The following is a 20970-nucleotide window of genomic DNA, read 5'->3' as shown; positions in this document are numbered from 1 at the left end:
GCGGAAGCCTTTATCTACTGCGCATGTTTTACTCGTTTATCCTCGTGAGTTTGTTGGGCGTGGCTACGGCGCCTGCGGCACCGGCACCCATCAGCCCGAAGTTGGCGGTAGCGGCGCCCTTTGGTTCGGTTGATGCGAGCAAAATCTTTGGCTCCATTTACCTGGAAACCGATCCGCACCGCAGAAGCTACTGTTTTGCGACCATCTATGAGGAGCCCGAGCAGGCTTTTGCCGATGTGCTGGTGTTCAAGGAGGAAAGCAAGCTTTTCGCCGATAAATCCGGCGTCTGGTACTTCACACCCACCCGCGACTTCGCCGACTACGTGCTGTTCGTGACCAAAGACCGGGGCCAGGCTGATTTCTCGATTCACTACACAAAGGTGCGCTCCTACGCCGGCGTGCAAAGGCAGTAGTCTGAACCACGGATTCGGTCGGATTATTCGGATTTTGTGAACGTACGCTAGCGTCTTTGTTTAGACCATAATACAATGAAAGAGGCATCCTAACCTAGGATGCCTCTTTGCATTCGTGCCGTTCACAAAATCCGAATAGTCCGACCGAATCCGTGGTTCAGACTACCTTTGTTGCTCCGAATCATTGATAAAGAATTTAACATGGATTTTGTAGAAGTGCGGGTGCAGGCGCCGCGCGAACTGGCTGATATACTGGTAGCTGAGCTGGCCGAAGTCGGCTACGATACGTTCGAGGACAACGACACAGGTTTTTGCGCCTACATCGGCGAAGGCGATTTTAACCTTGATAACGTGGCCGAAATTGTGGCCCGCTACGAAGGTATCGGCGAGATTGAGTATGAGCACCGCGTTATCACGCGCCAGAACTGGAACGCAGAGTGGGAGAAAAACTTCCAGCCGCTCGTCATTGCCGACCGGGTGTCGGTGCGGGCGCCGTTTCACCCCAAGCCCGAGCCAATCGAGTACGACATCGTGATTATGCCGCGCATGTCGTTCGGCACCGGTCACCACGAAACGACCGCGCTGATGATTGAAAATCAGCTCACTATCGACCACCAAGACAAGCGCGTACTCGACATGGGTTGCGGCACGGGCATCCTGGCCATCATGGCCGCTCAGCTTGGTGCCCGCGAGGTGCTGGCCGTGGATGTGGAGCCCTGGACCGTTGAAAACGCCGCCGACAACGCCGCCGAAAATGGCTGCACCAACATCGAATGCCGCTTGGGTGGTGTAGAAGTGTTAGCCGGCGAGCCGCCTTTCGATATTATTCTAGCGAATATCAACCGCAACGTGTTGCTGGAAGACATGCACGCCTACGCCGCGCTGCTGCCCGTTGGTCACCCCATTTTGTTCAGCGGCTTCTACCAGGAAGACCTAGCCAAAATCGACGCTGAGGCGCAGAAGCACGGCCTGGTGTTCCAGTCGCAGCGCACGAAAAACAACTGGGTGTCAGCTATTTTTATTAAGCAGTAGCAAGAACGTCATTCCGACGAGAGGAGGAATCTCGCGTGCAATGGTGATCCAATCGGCTGGTATTAGCACCACAACATCAGCACGCGAGATTCTTCCTCTCGTCGGAATGACGTTCTTCTGAGGGTTGATTGCTTCTAAGCCTAGCTAGGCATCGGCTGCGGCGTGTACGTCGGGCCTTCGCAACGCGGGCCTTGAGCCGTCCAGGCTAGCTTGTCGATGCAAAGCTGGCGCTCCTTCATGCCGGCATTCCAGGCGTGATACACGAGGTATTCGGTTTTGCCATCCGGCGCCATCACATGAGAGTGGTGCCCTGGGCCGCGCACGTGGTCGGGTACCGCGTACAGTACCCGCGCTCCGTTTTCAGCGCCAATATCGGAGTACGGACCTAGGATGGAATCGGCGACGCAGTAATCGACGCCGTAGCGCGGCGTCAGGAAGTTGGCGCCGCTGTAGAAGCAGTAATACTTGCCGGCGTGCTTGCGCACAAACGGGCCTTCCAGCGTGTGCCACTGCGCGAAGGTCTTATTACCATAAAGCGGCATAGTGCGGTTGGCCTCAAAGATCGTCCAGGCATGTTTGGCTCGCATCACGGTGCGGCTTTCGCCGGCCAGCTTCGTCATATTTATGAGCCGATCGACGGCCAGGCCGGTGCCGGGAAAGTAGCCATTATCGGAGTCGATGAAGTCGCGGGCGTAGAACAGATACCATTGGCCATCAGTATCCTGAAACGGGTGTGCATCGATGGTAAACTTGCTTTCCGGCACGTCCAGCAGCCCTTGCTCTTGGTAGGGCCCTTCTGGTTTCTGGCTGGTTGCTACGTGCAGGCGGTGCCCCACGCTCGCCCCAATGGCCCCGCCGCCCCGCGAATAGTACATGTAGAACGTGCCCTTGTGGTGCACCACTTCCGGCGCCCAGAATTCCGCATCTTCCGCGCCCTTGGGCGGCGTGAGCGCGCCACCAATTGGCTTCCAGTGCACAAGGTCTTTGGACGTGAGCAGCGTGAAGATGCGGCCATCCTTAGCACGTAAATTCCCCGTAGTGCCAAACGCGTAGTAAACGCCTTGATGCTGAAGTACAAACGGATCGGGGAAAAGACCCGCGTAGACTGGATTCGTGTACGTAGCACGACCAAGCGGCAGCATACCAGTGGTTATTTGGGGCAGAAAAGGCAGCAGACCCAGGCTGGCCGCGGCTTGTTTGACGAACGTTCGGCGCGATGGCGAAGGAGTGGAGGAAGCAAGATCGGACATCGGAGTAGGCTAGGGTGGTGAGGATGTATACTTTGTAGAATGGATTTTAGTCGCGGAAATACCTAGGTTTCGTTTGTTAAACTGCAAACTTCCGCGAAGAACAACGGCCTTGTTCTGCTATATTATGCAATCGTTTGCGGGAGCGAAAGCTAGCTTTTAGCTTGCACCTCTTCCCAAAAGCTAGGTGCTTTCCAAGATGAGCTAAGTCTTTGTTGTTCTGGGCGAAGCTAGGTGCTTTGATTGTAGTAAAGAGCCAGGCTTTGCTTTTACTCCTGATTCCTATGCGCGAACCGTTCTTTCGGCTTCTTCTGCTAAGCGCGTTGCTGCTGAGCTTGCCCGGCTACGGTCAGCAAGTTGACACCTTTACCAATCCGCTGCTGCCGGTTGGGGCCGATCCGTGGAGCATCTACAAAGACGGGTATTATTACTACACCCACACCACCGGCAAAAACATCACGCTGTGGAAAACGACCAGCATCGATCAGCTGAAAAACGCGCCTTCCCGCGTCGTCTGGACGGCCCCGGCCGCCGGGCCTAACTCGCATGATGTGTGGGCGCCGGAGCTGCACTTTCTGGGTGGCAAGTGGTACCTCTACTTCGCGGCCGACGACGGTAACAATAGCAACCACCGCCTGTGGGTGCTGGAAAATCCGTCGCCCGACCCGCTGCAAGGAACCTGGGAGATGAAGGGCAAGCTGAGCGGCGTGGAGGATAAATGGGCTATTGATGGCTCGGTATTCAAGCACAAAAACAAGCTTTACCTTGTATGGTCGGGGTGGGAAGGCGACTTAAACGGGAAGCAGGATATCTACATTGCCCGGCTGAAAAACCCGTGGACCATCAAAGGACCCCGTGTGCGACTCTCGACACCAACCTACCCTTGGGAGCGGGACGGCGACCTGGACCCCAAGAACGATCCGCCGCACGTCGATGTGAACGAAGGCCCGGAGGTGCTGGGGCACGGCAACAAGCTGTTTCTGATTTACTCGGCAAGTGCTTGCTGGACTGATTCTTACGCCTTAGGTATGCTCACGGCCAACGCGAACAGCAACTTGCTGAAACCTAGCTCCTGGCGGAAGTCGCCGGAGCCAGTGTTTAGGCAGTCGCCGGAGAATGAAGTCTTTGCGCCCGGTCATAATTCCTTCTTTAAATCGCCGGACGGCAAGGAAGACTGGATTTTGTACCACGCCAACAGCCAACGCGACCAGGGCTGCGGCTCGCTTCGCTCGCCACGCGCCCAACCCTTCACCTGGAACCCCGACGGTACCCCCAACTTCGGCAAGCCCGTTTCAACCCAAACGCGCCTGCCGCGCCCTTCGGGGGAAAGGTGAGATGGTGAGATGGTGAGGAAATATATAGTGTTGTCTTGTCCACCCTTCATCATGTCACCCCTCACCACCTCACCACCTCACCACCTCACCATCTCACCATCTCACCACCTCCCGCCCATGCGTCTAAAACAACTATTCCTTTTTGCGTGGCTGCTGTTGCTGGCACCTACGATCAGCGAGGCACAAAGCCGCAAAGCAAAGCCAAAAGCCGCGCCGGCCGCCGTTTGGTCGTTGCAAAAGGCCAATGACTGGTATAAGCAGCACAAGTGGATGACGGGCGCCAACTTTATCCCCAGCACGGCCATCAACCAGTTGGAAATGTGGCAAGCCAGCACCTTCGACCCGCAAACCATTGACAAGGAGCTAGGTTGGGCCGAAGGAATTGGCTTTAATACCATGCGCGTTTTTCTGCACCACCTGGCCTGGCAGCAGGATCAGCAGGGCTTCAAGCAGCGCCTGGAGCAGTACCTGCGCATTGCCGATAAGCACCACATCCAGACCATCTTTGTGTTCTTCGATGACTGCTGGAATAAGTCGCCGAAAGTAGGGGAGCAGCCCGCGCCCAAGCTCGGCATCCACAACTCGGGCTGGGTGCAGGACCCCGGCGACCCCGCCTCGCGCGATTCCACGCAGTTTCCCATTCTCGAAACCTACGTGAAGGATGTGCTCACCCAATTCGGCCACGATAAGCGCGTGCTGCTGTGGGATTTATACAATGAGCCCGGCAACAACGAGAAGCGTGAGTCGTCGATTCCGCTGGTGCGCAACGTGTTTCGGTGGGCGCGGGCCGTGACTATCGACCAGCCGGTGAGCATCGGCTTATGGGCCTGGGATTTTGAAAAGCTCAACGCCCTGCAAGTCGTTAACTCCGACATTATCACCTACCACAACTACGACGAGCCGGCCTGGCACCAGCGCGTCATTCAGCTGCTGAAAGTATCGGGACGCCCGCTAATCTGCACCGAGTACATGGCCCGCCCGCGTAATAGCCGCTTTGCCACCATTCTGCCTATGTTGAAGCGGGAAAACGTGGGGGCTATTAATTGGGGCCTAGTGGAAGGCAAAACCAACACCAAGTATGCTTGGGAAACGCCCCTGCCCGACGGCAGCGAGCCAATTGAGTGGTTTCACGAAGTGTTCCGCCAGGATGGCACGCCTTATCGGCGCGATGAAACGGATTTGATTAAACGGCTAAACGACGCACCTAGGCCGTAGAAGCTAGCTTTATCAGAACGTCATTCCGAGCAGCGGCAAAGCATCTGGCGTGCAGTGTCAGCACGATGTAGAGACGCAACATTTTGCGTCTTCTCGTTGAACGACTTCCCTGGAACAGCCTAGGTCAACAACGTCAGCAACGAGGAGACGCAAAATGTTGCGTCTCTACATCGTACTACCACTGCACGCGAGATGCTTCGACAAGTGGCCGCCAGATGAAGCATGACGTTCTTGGGCTACAACCTAGGTTTGCAACCAACCAAAAGCTAACCTGCGGCCGCTGGTTCCCGTAGCGCCGCCGCTACCTGGTCCTGCATCCGCCGCAGCGACTCGCGGGCGAAACGTCGCTGTAGCATGCGGCCAAATAACTTGAAGCCCAGCCAGTAGAACGGGTTGCGGATGCGCCCGACCTGCGACACGGCATGAATGCGAAACGTGACCTGCCCCGTCGTGAGCTGCTTGTGAATAGTGAATTCGATGCGGCCGCGCTCGAAGTGCCCTTCCAGCGTGCTGTAGCTGTAGCCCCACACCTGCTCGGGGCCGGCGGGCGTGTCGCGGGTTTCATCCGTGACCTTGCCGATGCGCACCCCAAACCAGAACGTAAAAACCAGGAACTGACCCCGCAGGATCATCGTGCGGTTTTCCAGGGGCGCGTCGGGGGCGAAGATGCCGGTGATAAGGCCGGGCGGCGGAAACGTGTAGTTGCGCAGCACCTGTTGGGCCGCCTGCCACGAGCCATGCGGCGCGGGCGGACCAGGCGCTTCGGTGGGCAGTGTGGTTTCATAATCATCAATGCGCCAGCCGTTAGCAGCGTTATACTCGCTGATATGGTCGAGGTCGAAGTTGTAGTTGGCCTTGGCGTAGGTGGCCAGGCGCGCCTGCTGCTGTTGCCACAGCGCGGGCGGGCTGGGTACAGCGGTCGGGGAGGGGTTCTTAGGGCTGTTCATGCTTCGCGGTTTCAATGCTGACCGGACCCAAGGCCTGGCCGCCGCTGGCTTCGGCGACCCGCTCACAGAACGTGCGCCACGTCTGTTCCTGCACGCGCTGCCCTGCCCCCACGGTGTCGTAGAGGAACGCCACGAGTCCGTCGCGGGAGCTGGCCCAGGAGTGAATTTCGAAGTGCAGCACGCCCGGCTTATCGGGGTGCGACCCAGCCGAAAACCGGATGCGCCCGGCCTCGGGGTGGCCTTCAAGCGTGATAAACTCAAAGAACGTTTCGCCGACCTCGGTTACGCGCACGCCGCCGTTCCAGGGGCCCAGAATTTTGATCTTGAATTCGTCGCCTACTTCCAGCTGGTGCGGGTGGCCTTTCACCTTTTCAAACTCGGCCAGTAGGTCGGGGGAAAACTGCTCGATGTTGCACCGGATGGCTTCCATCAGTTGCTTAGCCGACTGCCGAGGACGGGCAATATCAATGGCGTAGCGCCGCTCAAATAAGGGGCCGGCGCCGGTATCGGCGGGCTGTTCGGGTTCGTTCATAAGGTGAGGTGGTGAGGTGGTGAGTGGTGAGTGGTGAGGTGGTGAGTGGTGAGTGGTGAGGTGGTCCAGGCAAAGAGAGAACGAACATTTTGCATGAAAGGATAGGTATACGTCTACTAGGCATACTCACCACCTCACCACTCACCACTCACCACATGTACCGTCCCTATCATCCGCCTGCCGATCCGGTGGTTGTGCGCGAGCTCACCCAGGAGCAGGAAGCCATGCGTACGCGCGTGCGCCTGTTGCCTTTGCCCCAGGAACCTAGCTTTATTGCCGGCTGCGATTCATCGTTCCCGACGCCCGATACCATCCTGTCGGTGTTTGTGCTGCTGCGGTTTCCCTCGTTGGAGCTGGTCGAGAAAGTGTGGAACGCGGCGCCCGTCACGGTGCCGTATGTGCCGGGTTTTCTGGCTTTTCGCGAAGCCCCCAACCTGCTCCAGACCTACGAAAAGCTCACCCAGAAGCCCGACATCATTATGGTGGATGGGCACGGCATCGCGCACCCGCGCCGCATGGGCATTGCCGCGCACCTAGGTGTGCTGCTCGACCGCCCGACCTTCGGCGTTGCCAAGCAAAAGCTCACCGGCAACTACACCGAGCCGGCTATCACGCGCGGCAGCCTCACGCCCCTCACCGACCGCAGCGGCGAGCTGCTAGGGGAAGTGCTGCGCAGCAAAGACAAAGTCAATCCGCTGTTCGTCAGCCCCGGCCACCTGTGCGACCAGGCTACGGCCACGCGCCTCACCCTGGCCTGCCTGCGCGGCTACAAGCTCCCCGAGCCCACCCGCCTGGCTGACTATTGGGCGGAAGAGTTCAAGAAGGAGCTGAGGAAATAGCTCGCTGGCTGTGTTTAGTGTGCTCCTGTGTTCACTTATGCGTTGTAAATGGAGTTGCATAGCAAGAAAAGAGGGGAGTAAAAGGATCTATGCTTGTGCCGAGAACCATGGCGCAGGTGCTGCGGGCAGCCAGCGTGGTTACGAGCAGGTTCAGGCTAGGCAGGCCGTTTTTGCTTGTGCCGAAGCGTGCTGATGCGCTTGTATGGTGGTCGATCAACTAGCAGCGTGTGCAAGGCGCCATACCTGCTGCACGGCCTCAAACATGCGCACCTGCGGCCCCAGCTGCACTTGAGTTGGTGCTGGTACTCCATCGAAAACGACAGGTACCCTATGAAACAGTTCTTCTCCTACTCCCTGGCGAGTGCCCTGCTGGTGCTCGCGCTTACGAGCCAGCCGGCGCAGGGTCCGGGCTCGGGTGGTCCCACCCCCGGTGCTCCGGCCGAGCCCACGGCTGTGCCCCTAGATGGCGGCGCCTCGTTGCTGCTAGCCAGTGGTGCCGCCTACGGCCTGCGCAAACTGCGCCGTCGCCGCGCCTAAGCGGCACACGCTATCCACGTAGGGGCCGATGCATCAGCATCGGCCCCTACGTGCTTTATGGACGTGCTCGTGCTGCTTGCTCAAGTGATTCACTTGCATGGCCAGCAGCACATCCGCGGTGGTAGTAGTTTGCCGATTTTTAGGTACTTGGCTTTCCCAGCCGTCGTATTTCCTTGCCAGAGTACACTATTTGCATTCCATAATCTAGAAAATCAACCTATTGTGGGAATCATCTTTGCATAAACTAGCTGGATTTTCTACATCAGGCCAGTTTGTTTTATGCAGAAGCTATTACTTCTTGTTAGCTTATTTCTCATTTTTACTTCCAGTACACACGCAGCTACCTTCACCGTAACTACCACCAGTGATACTGGCGCGGGGTCTTTACGGCAAGCCATCTTGGACGCGAATGCTGCCGGTGCCGGCCCTCATACCATTGCTTTTAACATTGCCAGTGGTTCCCTGAGTGGTTCATTTGCCAGCAACCGCGCGTTGATCGTTTTAGCCTCCAATCTGCCGGCCATTACAGCCGCTAACGTTACTATAGATGGCGCCACGCAGACCACCAACGTAGGCGACACCAACACCGGTACCCTAGGTACCACAACGTCCGTGGGAGTAGATGGCCTGGCCATTGTGCCAGTAGCCAGACCCGAAGTGGAGCTTAGCCTGGGCAATACCACCGGGCTTACCACGCTGCTCACTTTGCAGGCAAGCGGCTGTACCGTGAAGAACCTAGCTATTCACGGGGGCAGCAGTGCCGGTATTCTAATTAACAGTGGGGCGACGGGCTTTTCCATTAGGGAGTGTATCATTGGCAGCACGGCCCTCTCCTATAGCTATCCTAATGACGGAACGCAGTGTGGTACGTACGCCATTAGTATTGCCAACGGTGCCGGCGGGGGAACCATCGCCAACTCGCTGATTGGCTTCAATGGTAGCTCGGGGCTGTATATCATCAATGGGGGAACCACGCCGATTACGGTGTCCGGTTGTCAATTCAACCAGAACGGGTACAATGTCAGCGGCGGCGATGCAATTACCCTGGGCAGCTCTACGGCTGTTACTTCTGGTCCCGTCACCATCAGCGGCAACCTGATTACGGCGCCCAACTCCAGCGGGGTGCAGCTGGAAATCGGCGCGACGGGCATTACTACCATTGAAAACAACACCCTGCTCTCCTGCGGCCTAGGTGGCGGCACGAACATCAGCTCGCTGGAAGGCTCCGCCATTTGCTATTTGCAGCGCAACGGTACCCGAGTTGGGAGCAACCCCGACATAATCCGCAAGAACGTTATTCAGAATTCGGAAGCTTCGGGCATTGTGGTTGGCTATGGGCAGAAAGCCGTGCGTATTACGCAAAACCAGATTTTCAGCAATGGTCTACTCAGCCTGGATTTAACGGATAACAGCACCGCTATTCCCGGTAGCGGAGCGACGATGTATGGCAATGGGGATGGGGTAACGGCTAACCGAAACAACAACACCTCTGTCACGGCCAGCTCGCCGAACGGGGGCATTGATTATCCTATTTTCACCACGGCCCAATTGGACGGCAACACGCTGCGGGTTGCTGGTTACGTTGGAACCGCCGCCAATCAGGCCACCTTCGCCGGGGCTACGGTCGAGCTGTTTGAAGCAATCAACGACGGCAATAACAACGGGGCGGTGATTAGCGGAGATGGGCAAAGCGTGCCGCATGGTGAGTTGCAAAACTACCTAGGTTCCCTGACCGTGGGTGCCACGGGCAGCTTCTCCGGTTCGCTTACTGTGAGCAATCTGGCGGCCGGCAACTTGCTCGCCGGGACTGCCTGGCTGAGCGCGAAAGGCACGTCTGAAGCTTCTAATCTGATAACCGTTGCTCCAACCAACCCGCCCGTGGCAACGGACCTAACGAATACCGTGTTGCAGAATACGGCCGGCCGCACGAACCTGAGCGTTTCTCTGGCCGCCACCACAACCACGCTGAACGGCACCATTACCACATTTACGATTGTCGCGTTGCCGGCCGTCGCTGCTGGGGCACTCTACTTCGACAATGGCACCAACGTAATTCCGGTACAAGTAGGGCTGCGCATTCCGTATGCCAGCCGAAGCAACTTATCCTTTGACCCCGCTGCTGGCTTTTCCGGGCAAGCCATCCTAGGTTACACGGCCACGGATAATGCCGGCAAAGTCAGTGACGGTAACGCCACGCTGACCATTCCGGTCAATGCCCCGCCCGTAGCGAACCAGGTTGCCAACACGCTCAACATGAGCGGCGGCGGCATTCCGAATACGAATGCGCAAACGGCACTCAGCCCTTTGAGTGGCACCGATTCGGATGGGGTCCTCGTCTCCTTCACCGTTACGGCGCTACCGGCCACCGCCGCCGGCGTGCTGTACTACAACAACGGGACCAGCACGGTAGCCGTCGTGGCAGGTTCTACGACTATCACTTTTGCGCGGGCCGGACAATTATTGTTCGATCCAGCGGCCGGCTATAATGGACAAGCTAGCTTCCAGTATACGGCAACTGATGATCAAAGCGGGGTTAGTGCCGCAGCAACCTATACGATTCCCGTGGGGACAGGGGTAATCAGTGGCACGAACAAGGCCCCGGTGGCTGATTCGAAAACCACTGCTTCGGTGCCGGTGAATGCGGGGAGTACGTCTATCTCAGCTATGAGTGGCACGGACCCAGATGGCACAGTGGCAGGCTTCACCGTCAAGACGTTGCCCAGCACGGGCACGCTGTATTTCAATGGGGCGCTGGCAGCGGCGGGCACTCAGATCCTGGCTAATCAGGCGAACTTGCTGACGTATCGTCCCAGCACCATTGGCGCGACGTCCTTCACGTATACGGCCACCGATAACCAAGGACTAGAGAGTTCGGTGGCGACCTTTAGCGTGCCCGTAGTCGGCCCGCTGCCCGTTACGCTGGTCCGCTTTGTAGTCGTGGCGACTGGGAGCGATGCAGCCCTGACGTGGACAACCGCCACGGAAGTGAATAATGCCTACTTTGTGGTGGAGCGCAGCGTCGATGGCACGACCTTCTACAGCCTAGGAAAAGTAGCAGGCAAGGGCAATACCACGAGCGGCTACACGTACCAGTTTACGGACCTAGGTGTAGGGCAGCAACCGCAAAGGGTAATATACTACCGTCTCCGCCAGGTGGATGGAGATGGGACAACCCAGTATACGCCGACACGCACCCTGGAATTTGCGCCAGCAGCCGCCCAAGTACAACTAGCGCCTAACCCCACCTCGACGGTGCTTGCGCTTCAGTTGCCGATCCGGGGCGCGCATTGCACCATCTACTCGACTAGCGGTCAGCGGCTGCAAACGACCTACATTGCCGGCACAACCGCAAGCCTGAATGTGCAAACCCTGGCATCAGGGGTCTACCTGCTGCGGGTGCAGTTTGATGCCGGGTACTCCCAGGTCTACCGCTTTAGCAAACAGTAGCGCCAAGGATGCGTGTTTTGGGTGGGAGAGCATAACAGGCCCATAAATCGGCTTGTGCATTGTCAGGGCACTTACCCTCGGCGGCTCACGCTGGCTTGCAAGCCCTAGGGCCGCAGTTGCCCTAAGGGAGTGTGTTGTACGCCGACGCCGCCTACACCGATTACGCCCTGGAAGATGCGTGGCGTGAGGCCGAGCAGGTCACGCTCGCTGCCGACCGCAGGACCAACAGCAAACGGCCGCACGAGCCCTGGCAAAGCTTTCTGATTCAGTGCTTTCGCAAAGGCGTCGAAACCACTATCAGCCAACTCACGGCGCGCTTCCCAAGTCCATTCACGCTGTCACGGCACAAGGGTTTGCCCTCAAACTCCTGCTTTTTGTCTTCACCCACACCCTCGCCGAGCTAGGCGCTTAATCCGCAACTTGGGTTAATTATATAACGCATTGCGCCTTTCCTAAAAAGGGCCGACTAGGACTTGTAGTCGGCCCTTTTGTTATTAAGTGCTTTTTTTAATTTTCTGGTTTATTCCTCCCATTCTTTCCCTGGTGAGGCGAGTTTAAGCGCAGCTGGAATTTTTGGGTCTTCTTGACTCTCCCAACCGGCAAAAGCAGAAGGTACAAACTTGATCCTGGAAGTGTTGAAATCATTATTGAGAAGCCGATCCTCTAACTTTTTAAAGACGATGAAGTCCTCCTGCTGATAGTCTGGTACCTGAGAAGCAGAAGCATAGGTAGCGTAATAAGCAGGGTCCATGAGCCAATAAACCATCAAAGCCGTGCCATGATCACAGGCTGGATGCGCTAGAAGTCGATAAGGAATGTGTGTGCCTTCGTCCCAATTCCACTGATTAAGTAGGAAATGTAGTTCCTCAGGAGAAGTCAATACCTGAAGGTTTTGTAATTGAAGTTGAGTAATCTTCTCGTCTCCATCTTCGCTCATTAACTCTTCCTCAGAGAAGAATTCATAAGCCTCAACAATTCTGGACTGAATGAACTCCTTCTTTTCATCGGATAAGAAAGGCATCTTGTAGAGCAATGGTTTTGTGAGTAAATCAGGTATAAAGTCTACTCGTACAATGTAGATGCCACATAGTGTTATAAATAAAACTATGCTAACTAGAAACGTCAATTAAGTACTCTAGCCAAAATCACGCATCCACTTTCCGCCATGCAGCTCCTCTATCTGGTATTTGGGAATAACATACAAAACCATTTCCAAGCGAATTTTTCCATCCTGTCCTTTCTGCGGCAGAAGGAGAATTTATTGACAGCTATTACAATCGTGACGGATGCGCCGGAGTTTTATCAGCACCTAGGTCCGCTGGTAACAACGGAAGTTATAGCGGCCGATACGCTGCTGGAATGGCAGGGCGAATACAGATTTTTCTGGCGGGCCAAGATCAAGGCACTGGAATACGCGGCGCAGCGACACCCACAGGCGGCCCTTCTGTATCTGGATACCGATACATTTCTGCATGGTTCGTTGCCGCAGCTCGCGCAGGCACTGGCGACCGGCACGGCGTTCATGCACGAAGCCGAAGGGGCTCTGAGCAGCCTGCCCAGCAAAACGGAGCGCCGTATGTGGCAGCAAGTGAAGGGCCAGACGTTCGGGGGCGTAGCTATGCAGGAAAAGCTAGGTATGTGGAACGCGGGCGTGGTCGGGATTCCCGCGCAACGGAATTTGGAAGCCATTGCGCTGGCCCTGCGCATCTGCGACGACTTGTGCGCCCAGCAGGTAACGCCGCGCCTCATCGAGCAGTTTGCGCTGTCGGTGGCGCTGGAGGAAACTTATACGTTGGAGGAAGCTCGCCCGCACATTGGGCATTATTGGAGCACGAAAACCGAATGGAACGGCGCCATTAGCGCTTTTCTACTCGAATCGCACCTGAAAAACCGCACGCTGGAAGCCGATCTGGCTGCACTAAGCGCCTTCGATTATCAGCAGCTGCCCATTAAAAAGAAGGTTCGTAACACGCAGAATCGGTTGAACAACCTGGTCAATAAAGCCTTCCCGCCCCGGCAGGTTGAGTTTATTGATCCGAAGCGGTAGCGGATTTGTCATTCCGGGCAGCGCGAGAGATCTGGCGTGCTTCGTTAGAACGTTATTGATAGAACATCATTCCGAGCCTTGCGAGGAATCTCGCGTGCAATGGTAACTTCAATTGGCAGGGTTTACATCACAACGTCAGCACGCGAGATGGTTCGCTACGCTCTGCATGACGTTCTATTCATGATGTTCTATCAATAACGTTCCGACGAAGCAGGCCAGATTCCTCGCGCTGCTCGGAATGACGTTCTACCAGTGACTTTCCACGCAGCCTTGCCGCAACTGCTCCAACGATAAGCTAGCTTCGGTAGGCAACCCAAGCAGCAGCGCCACGGCCCTGAACACCACCTGCGGCCCCTGCGCCTGCGCCTGCACGCCGCGCTCCAAGGGTTGCTGCTGCGATTTGGAAAGCTTCTGCCCATCGGGGCCGGGCAGCAGCGGGTGGTGCAGAAACTGAATGCGCGCGGCCGTAAAGCCAGCTGTTTCGGGGAGCTGTTGGGCAAGCCAGAGCTGGGCGGCGGTGCTGGGCAGCAGATCGGCACCGCGCACGATGAGCGTGGTACCTAGCCGCAGGTCGTCGGCCACGGAGCCGATTTGATAGGCCGGATAGCCGTCCTTTTTGCGCACCACAAAGTCGCCCATATCCCGACCTAGGTTTATAACCATAGTTCCTTGCCAGCCATCCGTGAAGGTCACCACCAGATCATCAGGTAGGCGAATGCGCCACGCGGCGCCGGGCGTATCGAGCGGGATGTGGCGGTGGCGGCAGGTGCCAGGGTAGCGGCCATCGGGTGCTACGGCCAGAATATCGGTGCGGGAGCAGGTGCAGGCGTAAAGCAGACCCGGTTGCTGCCGGAGCTTTTTCAGGATCTGTTGATAATCAGCCAGGTAATGAAGCTGCGAGTAGTGCTGCTCAAAATCGGCGGGGTTGCGCGGACCGGTATCGTAGTCGAGACCTAGCCACTCCAGGGTCTGAAAGATATTGGCCAGATAAGCCGGGCGCAGGCGGGTGCGGTCGAGGTCGTCGATGCGCAGGTGCAGCGTGCCGCCGGCCCGGCGCACCAGCAGCCAGGTAAGCACGAAATTGACGGCATTGCCCAGGTGCAGGTAGCCGCTGGGCGTCGGGGCCAAGCGTCCGCGGATAGCAGTTGTACTAGAAACAGGATGAAGTAGCATCAGCAGAGCAAGATACGGCAGCAAGGTTTGCGGCGTATTTTTCAATTTATTCAACTATGAAGACGCTCGACAATGGCTTGATTACTTCCGGGAAAGGCATTGGCTACGCCCGGTTCTGCAAGCAATAGCGCTTTCCTGGCCGAAGCATATCGCGCACTTTGCCAGAACGCCATTCCTCTTCTCGTCGGAATGACGTTCTGTTGTTCGCTTGCTGGTCCTCGGGTTGCGGCAACCCTTTTATTCCCGGTGAAGCTCCTGCAACTGCTTGGCATTTAGGATGGCCGAAGCATCAATGTCATTGTTGAAGTAGATGTAAACCTCGCGCACGTGCTCGGCGGCTTTTAGCTGCTGCACGAGCTGCCGCAGCTCCTCCACGGAGTAAGGCGATTTATACAACTCCGGCACCCCGTGCAGGCGGTAATACAGCACATCAGTGTTGGCTACTACGTCGCGGGGCAGGTCGGGATGACTCATGCCGCAGAAGCTGATGTTATGTTGGGCTAGCTCCGCGTAAACCTCTGGCTGCCACCAGCTCGCGTGGCGCGGCTCTAGCACATTAGCATAGGCTAGGTCGAGGCTGGCGACGATGCGCTGGAGGCGCTCGGGCGTGTACGCCATCTTGGGCGGCAGCTGAAACAGGACGGCACCTAGCTTTTCCTGAAGCCCCAGCTGAATAGTCTGGTAAAAATCACTGAGCTGCTGCTGCACCTCGTGAAACTGCTTGTAGTGCGTAATCAACCTAGGTGCCTTCACCGAAAAGCGGAAGCTATCCGGACTTTGCGCGTACCAGTTCTGCAAAAAAGACACCTGCGGAAAGCGGTAGAAAGTCACGTTCAGCTCCAGCGTATCGAAGTGCTGACTGTAGTACTCAAACCACCGACGCTGCGGCAAGCCGTGCGGGTAAAACCGCTCCTTCCAATGCCGATAATGATAGCCGGAACACCCAATAAACCAAGTCTGCATAGCGCGTCTGTGAGGCCTTTTGTGAAGCAGATTGTACGGCTAATTGCCTCATAAAGACTATGCTTTATGGTTGAGCTGAAAATTTCAATAATGTAACGTAACCAAGATAAATTGCACCGCGTTTAATCCTTTAGAAATTCCCCTATTACTCTTCAGTGAGTAATCAACGCTAAAGATCAAACGTCATGAAAGTCTTCAAAGTATTCGTAGTCATGCTGTTGGCGTTCGTAATGCTAAGCAGTAATTTCGCCCAGGCTCAAACCGAACCGAAAAAAGGCTGGAGTAAGAAAGCCAAAGGTGCTGCCATTGGTGGCGGTGCAGGTGCCGTGACGGGTGCCGTAATCGGCGGTGGCAAAGGTGCCGTTATTGGTGCGGCCGCAGGCGCCGTTGGTGGTGGGTTGATTGGCCGTAAAAAAGACAAGAAAACCGACCCGGTACGCTATAAGAACTACGCCAAGAAGTAAGCTAGCTTCTGACGCCAAACAGAAAAGCCTGCGGCATGCGCCGCAGGCTTTTCTGTTTAAAGAGAAGTCTGCTGACGCCTGCTGGTTCGACGCCCAGGCGTCGAACCAGCAGGCGTCAGCAGCCGCAGGAGCTGACTGCTTCCGTTGACGAAGTTGCGCTACCCGCCGGGGCGCCGCAGGCAAACAAGCCGAAGTGCCGCTCCTTATTGCCATCGACGCGGAAATACTGGCCGTAGCGCGTGCGCGTGAGCATGTCGGCGGTGTTGCCGCACACGAGCACGGGCCGGCCGGTTTCGAAATAATGGTGGTCGTCGAGGCGGAAACCGTGGGGCTCGTCGGGCGCGGAACCTAGGTAGGTGGCCACCTGGCCGAAGTCTTCGCACTGGTCTTCCAGATCGAGTTTGAAGGCGCGAATCGTGAGGGAGTAGAACTTGATGTTGCCCACTTTACGCTCGATTTCCTCATTGTTGATCGTAAGCTGACGCTGCTCGGTGAGGCGATAATCACGGATACCAAGGTTCAGCAGCAAGCGCCGGAAATCTTCGGTGTAGAGCGCGCCGCTCAGGCATTCGCCGTACAGCACCGGGTCCTGGCGCAAGGCTTCGGGCACGCGGCGGTCGGCAAACACGTCGGAGATGTACAGCTCGCCGCCGGGTTTCAGCACCCGGAAAATCTCGCGGTACGTGGCGGCTTTGTCGGTGCTGAGGTTGAGCACGCAATTGCTCACTACCAGGTCCACGCTGTTATCGGCAATGCCGGCGCTACCTAGGTCTTCGATGTAGCCTTTGCGAAATTCCACGTTCGGCTGCGCGTAGCCAAAGCGCTCGGTGTGCGTCTGAACGTGACGCCGGGCCACGGCAAGCTGCTCGTCGGTCATGTCCACGCCAATCACGCGACCTTCTTCCCCCACCAGCTTCGACAGCAGAAACGCATCGCGCCCGCTGCCCGAACCTAGGTCGAGCACGGTGCAGCCTTCCACCGCAGCGGGTACGCACACGCCGCAGCCGTAATACTTTTCCAGCACCTCGCTTTCGAGCGAAGCCAGAATCTTCTTGTGCGCCGCCGGAATATCTTCCGTGCAGCAGGCATTGGTTTTCAGGTCTTGGCTGGAAGCTAGCTGCGTGCCGTAGTAATCCTGTACTTGCTCCTGAATCTGTTGTTCCATTGTGTAGCGTGCGGGCTGGTTCGTGGTGGTATAACCAAGCTAGGTGCTTTTAGGGTTTATGAATTATGCGGAGTTGGTCTAAGCAACTCGCGTGCTTTGTCAGAACGTCATTCCGACGAAAGGAGGAATCTCGCGTGCTGAGGTTTTGGTAGTAACTTTTTGCCGATTGAAGTTACCACTGCACGCGAGATTCCTCCTTTCGTCGGAATGACGTTCTTACAGCTGACTAGCCAACTCAAACCGCTCAAAGCTCGCCGTGGCGCCGGCCTTGCCGCGGGCGACCACGCCCACACGTATGCCCCGGTCCCAGGGCGGCAGGTAGCTGCCGTTGATGGGGGCGCTGGCGTTGGGGAGGGTTTGCCACGTCTTACCGTCCTCGCTCCAGTCGAAGCGAAACTGGTGGCCGCCGGTGACTTGCATGCGCAGCATCACGGTTTTGGCAGTGGCCGGCAGGGGCATTTCCCCGAGGCTTTTCTGCTTGCCTTTTTCGCGCTGCCACAGTTGGAGCTGGTTGTGGCTGGCGGTCAGGGCCAGGGTGTTGTCGGGGTCGCCGATGGCAACGAGGCCGGCAATGGTGCCCACGGGTAAAGTGTTGGTTTCGAGCGTTGTCGTGGCGGTGTAGGCGGCCGTGTAGGTGGGGTGTCCCAGCAAGGCGCCGCTATGGCCAGGGCTGGCGGCCAGGCGCAGCTTACCGCCTTGCACGTCGGCTTTGGGCTTTTCTTCGATGGGCCACTGCCAACCTAGGTCGAGGGTTTTGCCCGTGAAATCGTCTTTCACGTCGGGCGGGGTGGCTTGCTTCAGGGCCACGCCCGGGGTGCGGCCCGCACTGAACACGGGCCAGCCATCGTCGCCCCAGCTGAATTCGCTCAGGATGCCTTGCCGGCCCACGTATTCGCCGCTGCTGGCGCTGTAGGCGTGGTGCAACAGGTACCAATGGTCGTTGCGCTGCACCACGGTGCCGTGGCCGGGGCACTTCCACAGCTCGCTGTTTACCAGCACCGGGTTGCGGCTGTATTTCTCCCACGGACCTAGCAGATTGCGCGAGCGGGCCACGCCCAGCGCGTAGGTGCAGGTGCCGCCGCAGCAGCCATTGCCCGCGTAAAAAGCGTAATAATATTCGCCGTGGCGCTCCATTGCCACGCCCTCCACGAGGTTGCCTTCCCACTTGACATCGTTGCGAAATAGCTCTTTTTGCTCACCGATCAGGGCCGTGTGCGCGTCGTTGAGGCGCTGTGCCCAGATGGGCGTGGGGCGGCCTTGGCTGTTGCCGTCTTCCTTCCAAACCAGGTAGAGCTGCCCTTTCTCGTCACGCATCGGGAAGCCGTCGATGGAGCCGTCGGGTTGCCCCACCAGCGGACCTAGGTCGGTGTAGGGGCCGGCGGGATTATCGGCGCTGGCTATGCCGACGCACAGCGGTTGGTCTTTGCCTTTCTTGTGAGCCGTGTAATAAATGTACGTCTTCTTGCCTTCCTGGCTGATTTCGGGTGCCCAGAAGTAGTAATCGGCCCAGGCGGGCGGCTGGTCGAATACGTGCCCGACCAGCTTCCATTCGTTCAGGTTCTTAGAGGTAAGCAGCGGGAAGATCGGGCCCCAGTTGGAGGTGGTAGCGGTGGCCCAGTAAGTGTTGTTGGCCGTCGTGACGGAAGGGTCGGGGAAGTCGCCGGGCAGCACCGGGTTGACGATGGCCACGGAAGCATCAGTGGGCGGGGTGGCCGGGGGCGGCGTGCCCGCCGGTACGGGGTCGGTGGCAGTAGGTGTGTTGGCCACGGCTTTTTCGACTTTCGGCGTTCGTTGGCAGGCAGTTAGCACGGCCGCGGATAGCGTGAGTAGGGTGAGGCCACGTTTCAGTTCAGCAGAGGTGATGCGCACGGAGCTAGGGTGAGGTTGGACGAAAAGGAACGTGAGGGGCGCGGTAAAGATGAGGTTTTTTGAAAGCTAGGTTTAAAAGCATAGAACGTCATTCCTCCCGCTGGTCGGAATGACGTTCTGGAGACGCTTACCAACCTGGGTTCTGCTGCAACCTAGCTAGGTCAACATCCTGTTGTACCAGGGGCAGCAAGCGCGACTTGTTTTGGGCTACGACGAAGTTGGTGAAGTCGGGGTCGTGGGCGCTCAGCTGGTTTAGAGTAGCTTGGTTATCCAGCAGACCCCACCGCCGCAGATCAAACCAGCGCAGGCCTTCGCCAGTGAACTCCGTAACGCGCTCGTGCATAAGTTGCGTGCGCAGAGTCTCCTGAGTGAAGTTGCCAGCCACCAGCGGCGCGAGCCCCGCCCGCGTGCGCACCTGGTTGATGAGCGGAACCGCGGTGGCAGTCTGGCCTTGCTCGTTCAGGGCTTCGGCTTGCAACAGCAGCACATCGGCGTAGCGAATCACGCGGTGATTAATGGGCGAGTCGAAGTTTTCGGAAGGGCGGTAGTAATCCGTCTGATACTTACGCCAGTACACGCGCTGGCTGTTGGCAGTGCCGCGCTTGTAGCGCGTCAGAAAACCGGTGCCGTATACCAGCGTGTCGGCATCGACGGGCAGGGCGGTGGTAAACTGCTGACGGTTGTAAAACACGGTAGCCGCCAGGCGCGGGTCGCGGGCGCCGGTGGTGGTGGGTTCCTGCAAAAACTCCGTCACGACCCAGGGGCGCACTTCCGCGTCGGTGTAGCCCAATCCTTCGCCGGGCGGACCAAAGAACTGCGGCCGGTTGTTACCCTCGGAGGTGTTGGCGTCCTCTGCTATATCTCCGTTATTACCAGCTAGTTTGAGGTCGGAAAACTGCACTTCGAAGATAGATTCCGAGTTGTTTTCTGAGGTATGGCGAAAATTATCCCGATAGTTGGCCGTCAGCGAATACACGCCGGAGCCAATCACGCGCTGAAACTGCGCCGAGGCATCGGTCCAACGGCGGTTTTGCATGTAGGCTTTGCCGAGCAGTGCCCGGGCCGCTCCCAGCGTGACGCGACCTAGGTCGGAGCCGGTGTAGGAAACCGGCAGATTAGGTGCCGCATCCGTGCCGATGGCAGCTTGCAGATCCGCATAAATCTGGGTCCAAACCTGGGCTTCGTCGGTGGCCTGGGGCGGGGTCACGTTCAGGTCGGAGGGCTGAAGCGCCAGCGGCACCCGGCCATACAGCGAAGCTAGGTTGAAGTAGCAGAGCGCCCGGATGAAGTAGGCTTCGGCCAGTATTCGCTGCTTGAGCTGCGCATCGGTCATGGTGATGTTCGGCACGTTGGCCAGCACCTGATTGGCCCGCCAGATCGTGCGGTAATGGTCGCGCCAGATGTCCCGAGAAGGCTCAAAGTTGTAGTTGGTCTGGATGAACTTGGTGAAGTTGGCCAGCTCGCTCCACGGGCTGTTGCTGAAGCCTTCGTCGTCGCGCAGGTCGTAGGCGAAGCTGAGCCAGCGCTTGTAGGCACCTAGCTGCTGCAAGCCGCCATAAGTCGTATTCACGCCGGTCAGGGCGTCGGTGCTGGTGAGCCAGTAGTTGCCGGTAAGGGTTTCATTCGGGTTAGGCTGATCCAGCAGGTTCTTTTCGCAAGCTGTGGTAAGAGCCAGGCCGGCCGCCAGCAAGGCCAGCCGAAGGGTATAGCGTTTCATAGGAAGTCGGGAAGAATGAGGGTGAGTGG

General features: G+C 57.5%; 18 protein-coding genes and 1 pseudogene. 10 read left to right on the top strand and 9 right to left on the bottom strand.

Features of this window, described 5'->3' with window-relative positions:
- The first annotated feature begins 23 nt into the window (after nucleotides 1-23).
- Together IEX74_RS14445 and prmA are read left to right on the top strand one after the other, a co-directional pair.
- Nucleotides 24-413: a 7(1) septoil knot domain-containing protein gene (locus IEX74_RS14445; RefSeq protein WP_188814720.1), complete on the top strand. Its 390-nt coding sequence runs from the start codon at nucleotides 24-26 to the stop codon at nucleotides 411-413.
- Between the two features lie 201 nt (nucleotides 414-614).
- A complete protein-coding gene (gene prmA / locus IEX74_RS14440; RefSeq protein WP_188814719.1) occupies nucleotides 615-1445 on the top strand; it encodes a 50S ribosomal protein L11 methyltransferase in 831 nt (276 codons plus the stop codon).
- A gap of 140 nt (nucleotides 1446-1585) precedes the next feature.
- Here the strand turns inward: prmA and IEX74_RS14435 are convergent, their stop codons facing one another.
- Nucleotides 1586-2695, bottom strand: a complete 1110-nt coding sequence (locus IEX74_RS14435; protein ID WP_229755305.1) for a glycoside hydrolase family 43 protein — start codon at nucleotides 2693-2695, stop codon at nucleotides 1586-1588.
- A 281-nt stretch (nucleotides 2696-2976) separates the two neighbouring features.
- Here IEX74_RS14435 and IEX74_RS14430 point away from each other — a divergent pair, with 281 nt between their 5' ends.
- Nucleotides 2977-4026: a glycoside hydrolase family 43 protein gene (locus IEX74_RS14430; RefSeq protein ID WP_188814718.1), complete on the top strand. Its 1050-nt coding sequence runs from the start codon at nucleotides 2977-2979 to the stop codon at nucleotides 4024-4026.
- 117 nt (nucleotides 4027-4143) lie between these two features.
- On the top strand, nucleotides 4144-5241 hold the full coding sequence (locus IEX74_RS14425) for a glycoside hydrolase 5 family protein (RefSeq protein WP_188814717.1): 1098 nt from the start codon (nucleotides 4144-4146) through the stop codon (nucleotides 5239-5241).
- 266 nt (nucleotides 5242-5507) lie between these two features.
- Here IEX74_RS14425 and IEX74_RS14420 read toward each other — a convergent pair whose 3' ends face one another.
- Both IEX74_RS14420 and IEX74_RS14415 read right to left on the bottom strand, forming a co-directional pair.
- Entirely contained in the window at nucleotides 5508-6188 is a 681-nt protein-coding gene (locus tag IEX74_RS14420) for a DUF1990 domain-containing protein (RefSeq protein WP_188814716.1), read from the bottom strand.
- Complete coding sequence (locus tag IEX74_RS14415; protein ID WP_188814715.1) at nucleotides 6175-6720, bottom strand: DUF1990 family protein; 546 nt, start codon at nucleotides 6718-6720, stop codon at nucleotides 6175-6177. Before IEX74_RS14415 ends, IEX74_RS14420 begins: the two co-directional genes overlap by 14 nt.
- A gap of 155 nt (nucleotides 6721-6875) precedes the next feature.
- Here IEX74_RS14415 and nfi point away from each other — a divergent pair, with 155 nt between their 5' ends.
- From nfi to IEX74_RS14395, 4 genes and pseudogenes are all read left to right on the top strand, one after another.
- On the top strand, nucleotides 6876-7559 hold the full coding sequence (gene nfi, locus IEX74_RS14410; protein ID WP_188814714.1) for a deoxyribonuclease V: 684 nt from the start codon (nucleotides 6876-6878) through the stop codon (nucleotides 7557-7559).
- A gap of 330 nt (nucleotides 7560-7889) precedes the next feature.
- The gene (locus IEX74_RS14405; RefSeq protein ID WP_188814713.1) at nucleotides 7890-8096 is read left to right on the top strand and encodes a PID-CTERM protein-sorting domain-containing protein; all 207 of its coding nucleotides are present in this window, start codon (nucleotides 7890-7892) and stop codon (nucleotides 8094-8096) included.
- Between the two features lie 399 nt (nucleotides 8097-8495).
- Nucleotides 8496-11543, top strand: a complete 3048-nt coding sequence (locus IEX74_RS14400) for a T9SS type A sorting domain-containing protein (protein WP_188814712.1) — start codon at nucleotides 8496-8498, stop codon at nucleotides 11541-11543.
- A 92-nt stretch (nucleotides 11544-11635) separates the two neighbouring features.
- Nucleotides 11636-11955 (top strand): annotated as a pseudogene (locus tag IEX74_RS14395) (transposase family protein); the annotation flags it as partial.
- Nucleotides 11956-12063: 108 nt separating this feature from the next.
- Here the strand turns inward: IEX74_RS14395 and IEX74_RS14390 are convergent.
- Entirely contained in the window at nucleotides 12064-12564 is a 501-nt protein-coding gene (locus tag IEX74_RS14390) for a DUF4274 domain-containing protein (RefSeq protein WP_188814710.1), read from the bottom strand.
- A 144-nt stretch (nucleotides 12565-12708) separates the two neighbouring features.
- Between IEX74_RS14390 and IEX74_RS14385 the strand changes: the two genes are divergently transcribed.
- Nucleotides 12709-13590 (top strand): hypothetical protein, encoded by an 882-nt coding sequence (locus IEX74_RS14385; protein WP_188814709.1) that lies wholly within the window; start codon nucleotides 12709-12711, stop codon nucleotides 13588-13590.
- Between the two features lie 246 nt (nucleotides 13591-13836).
- Here the strand turns inward: IEX74_RS14385 and IEX74_RS14380 are convergent, their stop codons facing one another.
- Nucleotides 13837-14763 carry a glutamate--tRNA ligase family protein gene (locus IEX74_RS14380; protein WP_188814708.1) on the bottom strand — a complete coding sequence of 309 codons (927 nt, stop codon included), beginning with the start codon at nucleotides 14761-14763 and terminating at the stop codon, nucleotides 13837-13839.
- A 237-nt stretch (nucleotides 14764-15000) separates the two neighbouring features.
- A complete protein-coding gene (locus IEX74_RS14375; protein WP_188814707.1) occupies nucleotides 15001-15726 on the bottom strand; it encodes a DUF72 domain-containing protein in 726 nt (241 codons plus the stop codon).
- A 185-nt stretch (nucleotides 15727-15911) separates the two neighbouring features.
- On the opposite strand from IEX74_RS14375, the gene IEX74_RS14370 reads away from it, so the two are divergent.
- Nucleotides 15912-16190 (top strand): YMGG-like glycine zipper-containing protein, encoded by a 279-nt coding sequence (locus IEX74_RS14370; RefSeq protein ID WP_188814706.1) that lies wholly within the window; start codon nucleotides 15912-15914, stop codon nucleotides 16188-16190.
- Between the two features lie 115 nt (nucleotides 16191-16305).
- Here IEX74_RS14370 and IEX74_RS14365 read toward each other — a convergent pair whose 3' ends face one another.
- The 3 genes from IEX74_RS14365 to IEX74_RS14355 all read right to left on the bottom strand — a co-directional run bounded on the left by IEX74_RS14365 (nucleotide 16306) and on the right by IEX74_RS14355 (nucleotide 20941).
- The gene (locus IEX74_RS14365; protein WP_188814705.1) at nucleotides 16306-17355 is read right to left on the bottom strand and encodes a methyltransferase domain-containing protein; all 1050 of its coding nucleotides are present in this window, start codon (nucleotides 17353-17355) and stop codon (nucleotides 16306-16308) included.
- Between the two features lie 216 nt (nucleotides 17356-17571).
- Entirely contained in the window at nucleotides 17572-19224 is a 1653-nt protein-coding gene (locus tag IEX74_RS14360) for a family 43 glycosylhydrolase (RefSeq protein WP_229755304.1), read from the bottom strand.
- 127 nt (nucleotides 19225-19351) lie between these two features.
- Complete coding sequence (locus IEX74_RS14355) at nucleotides 19352-20941, bottom strand: RagB/SusD family nutrient uptake outer membrane protein (RefSeq protein ID WP_188814704.1); 1590 nt, start codon at nucleotides 20939-20941, stop codon at nucleotides 19352-19354.
- Between the last annotated feature and the right edge of the window lie 29 nt (nucleotides 20942-20970).

The organism is Hymenobacter cavernae (genome assembly GCF_014641455.1).
GTDB lineage: Bacteria > Bacteroidota > Bacteroidia > Cytophagales > Hymenobacteraceae > Hymenobacter > Hymenobacter cavernae.
Note: the sequence above shows the minus strand (reverse complement) of the source record. Positions and strands in the feature narration are given on the sequence as shown.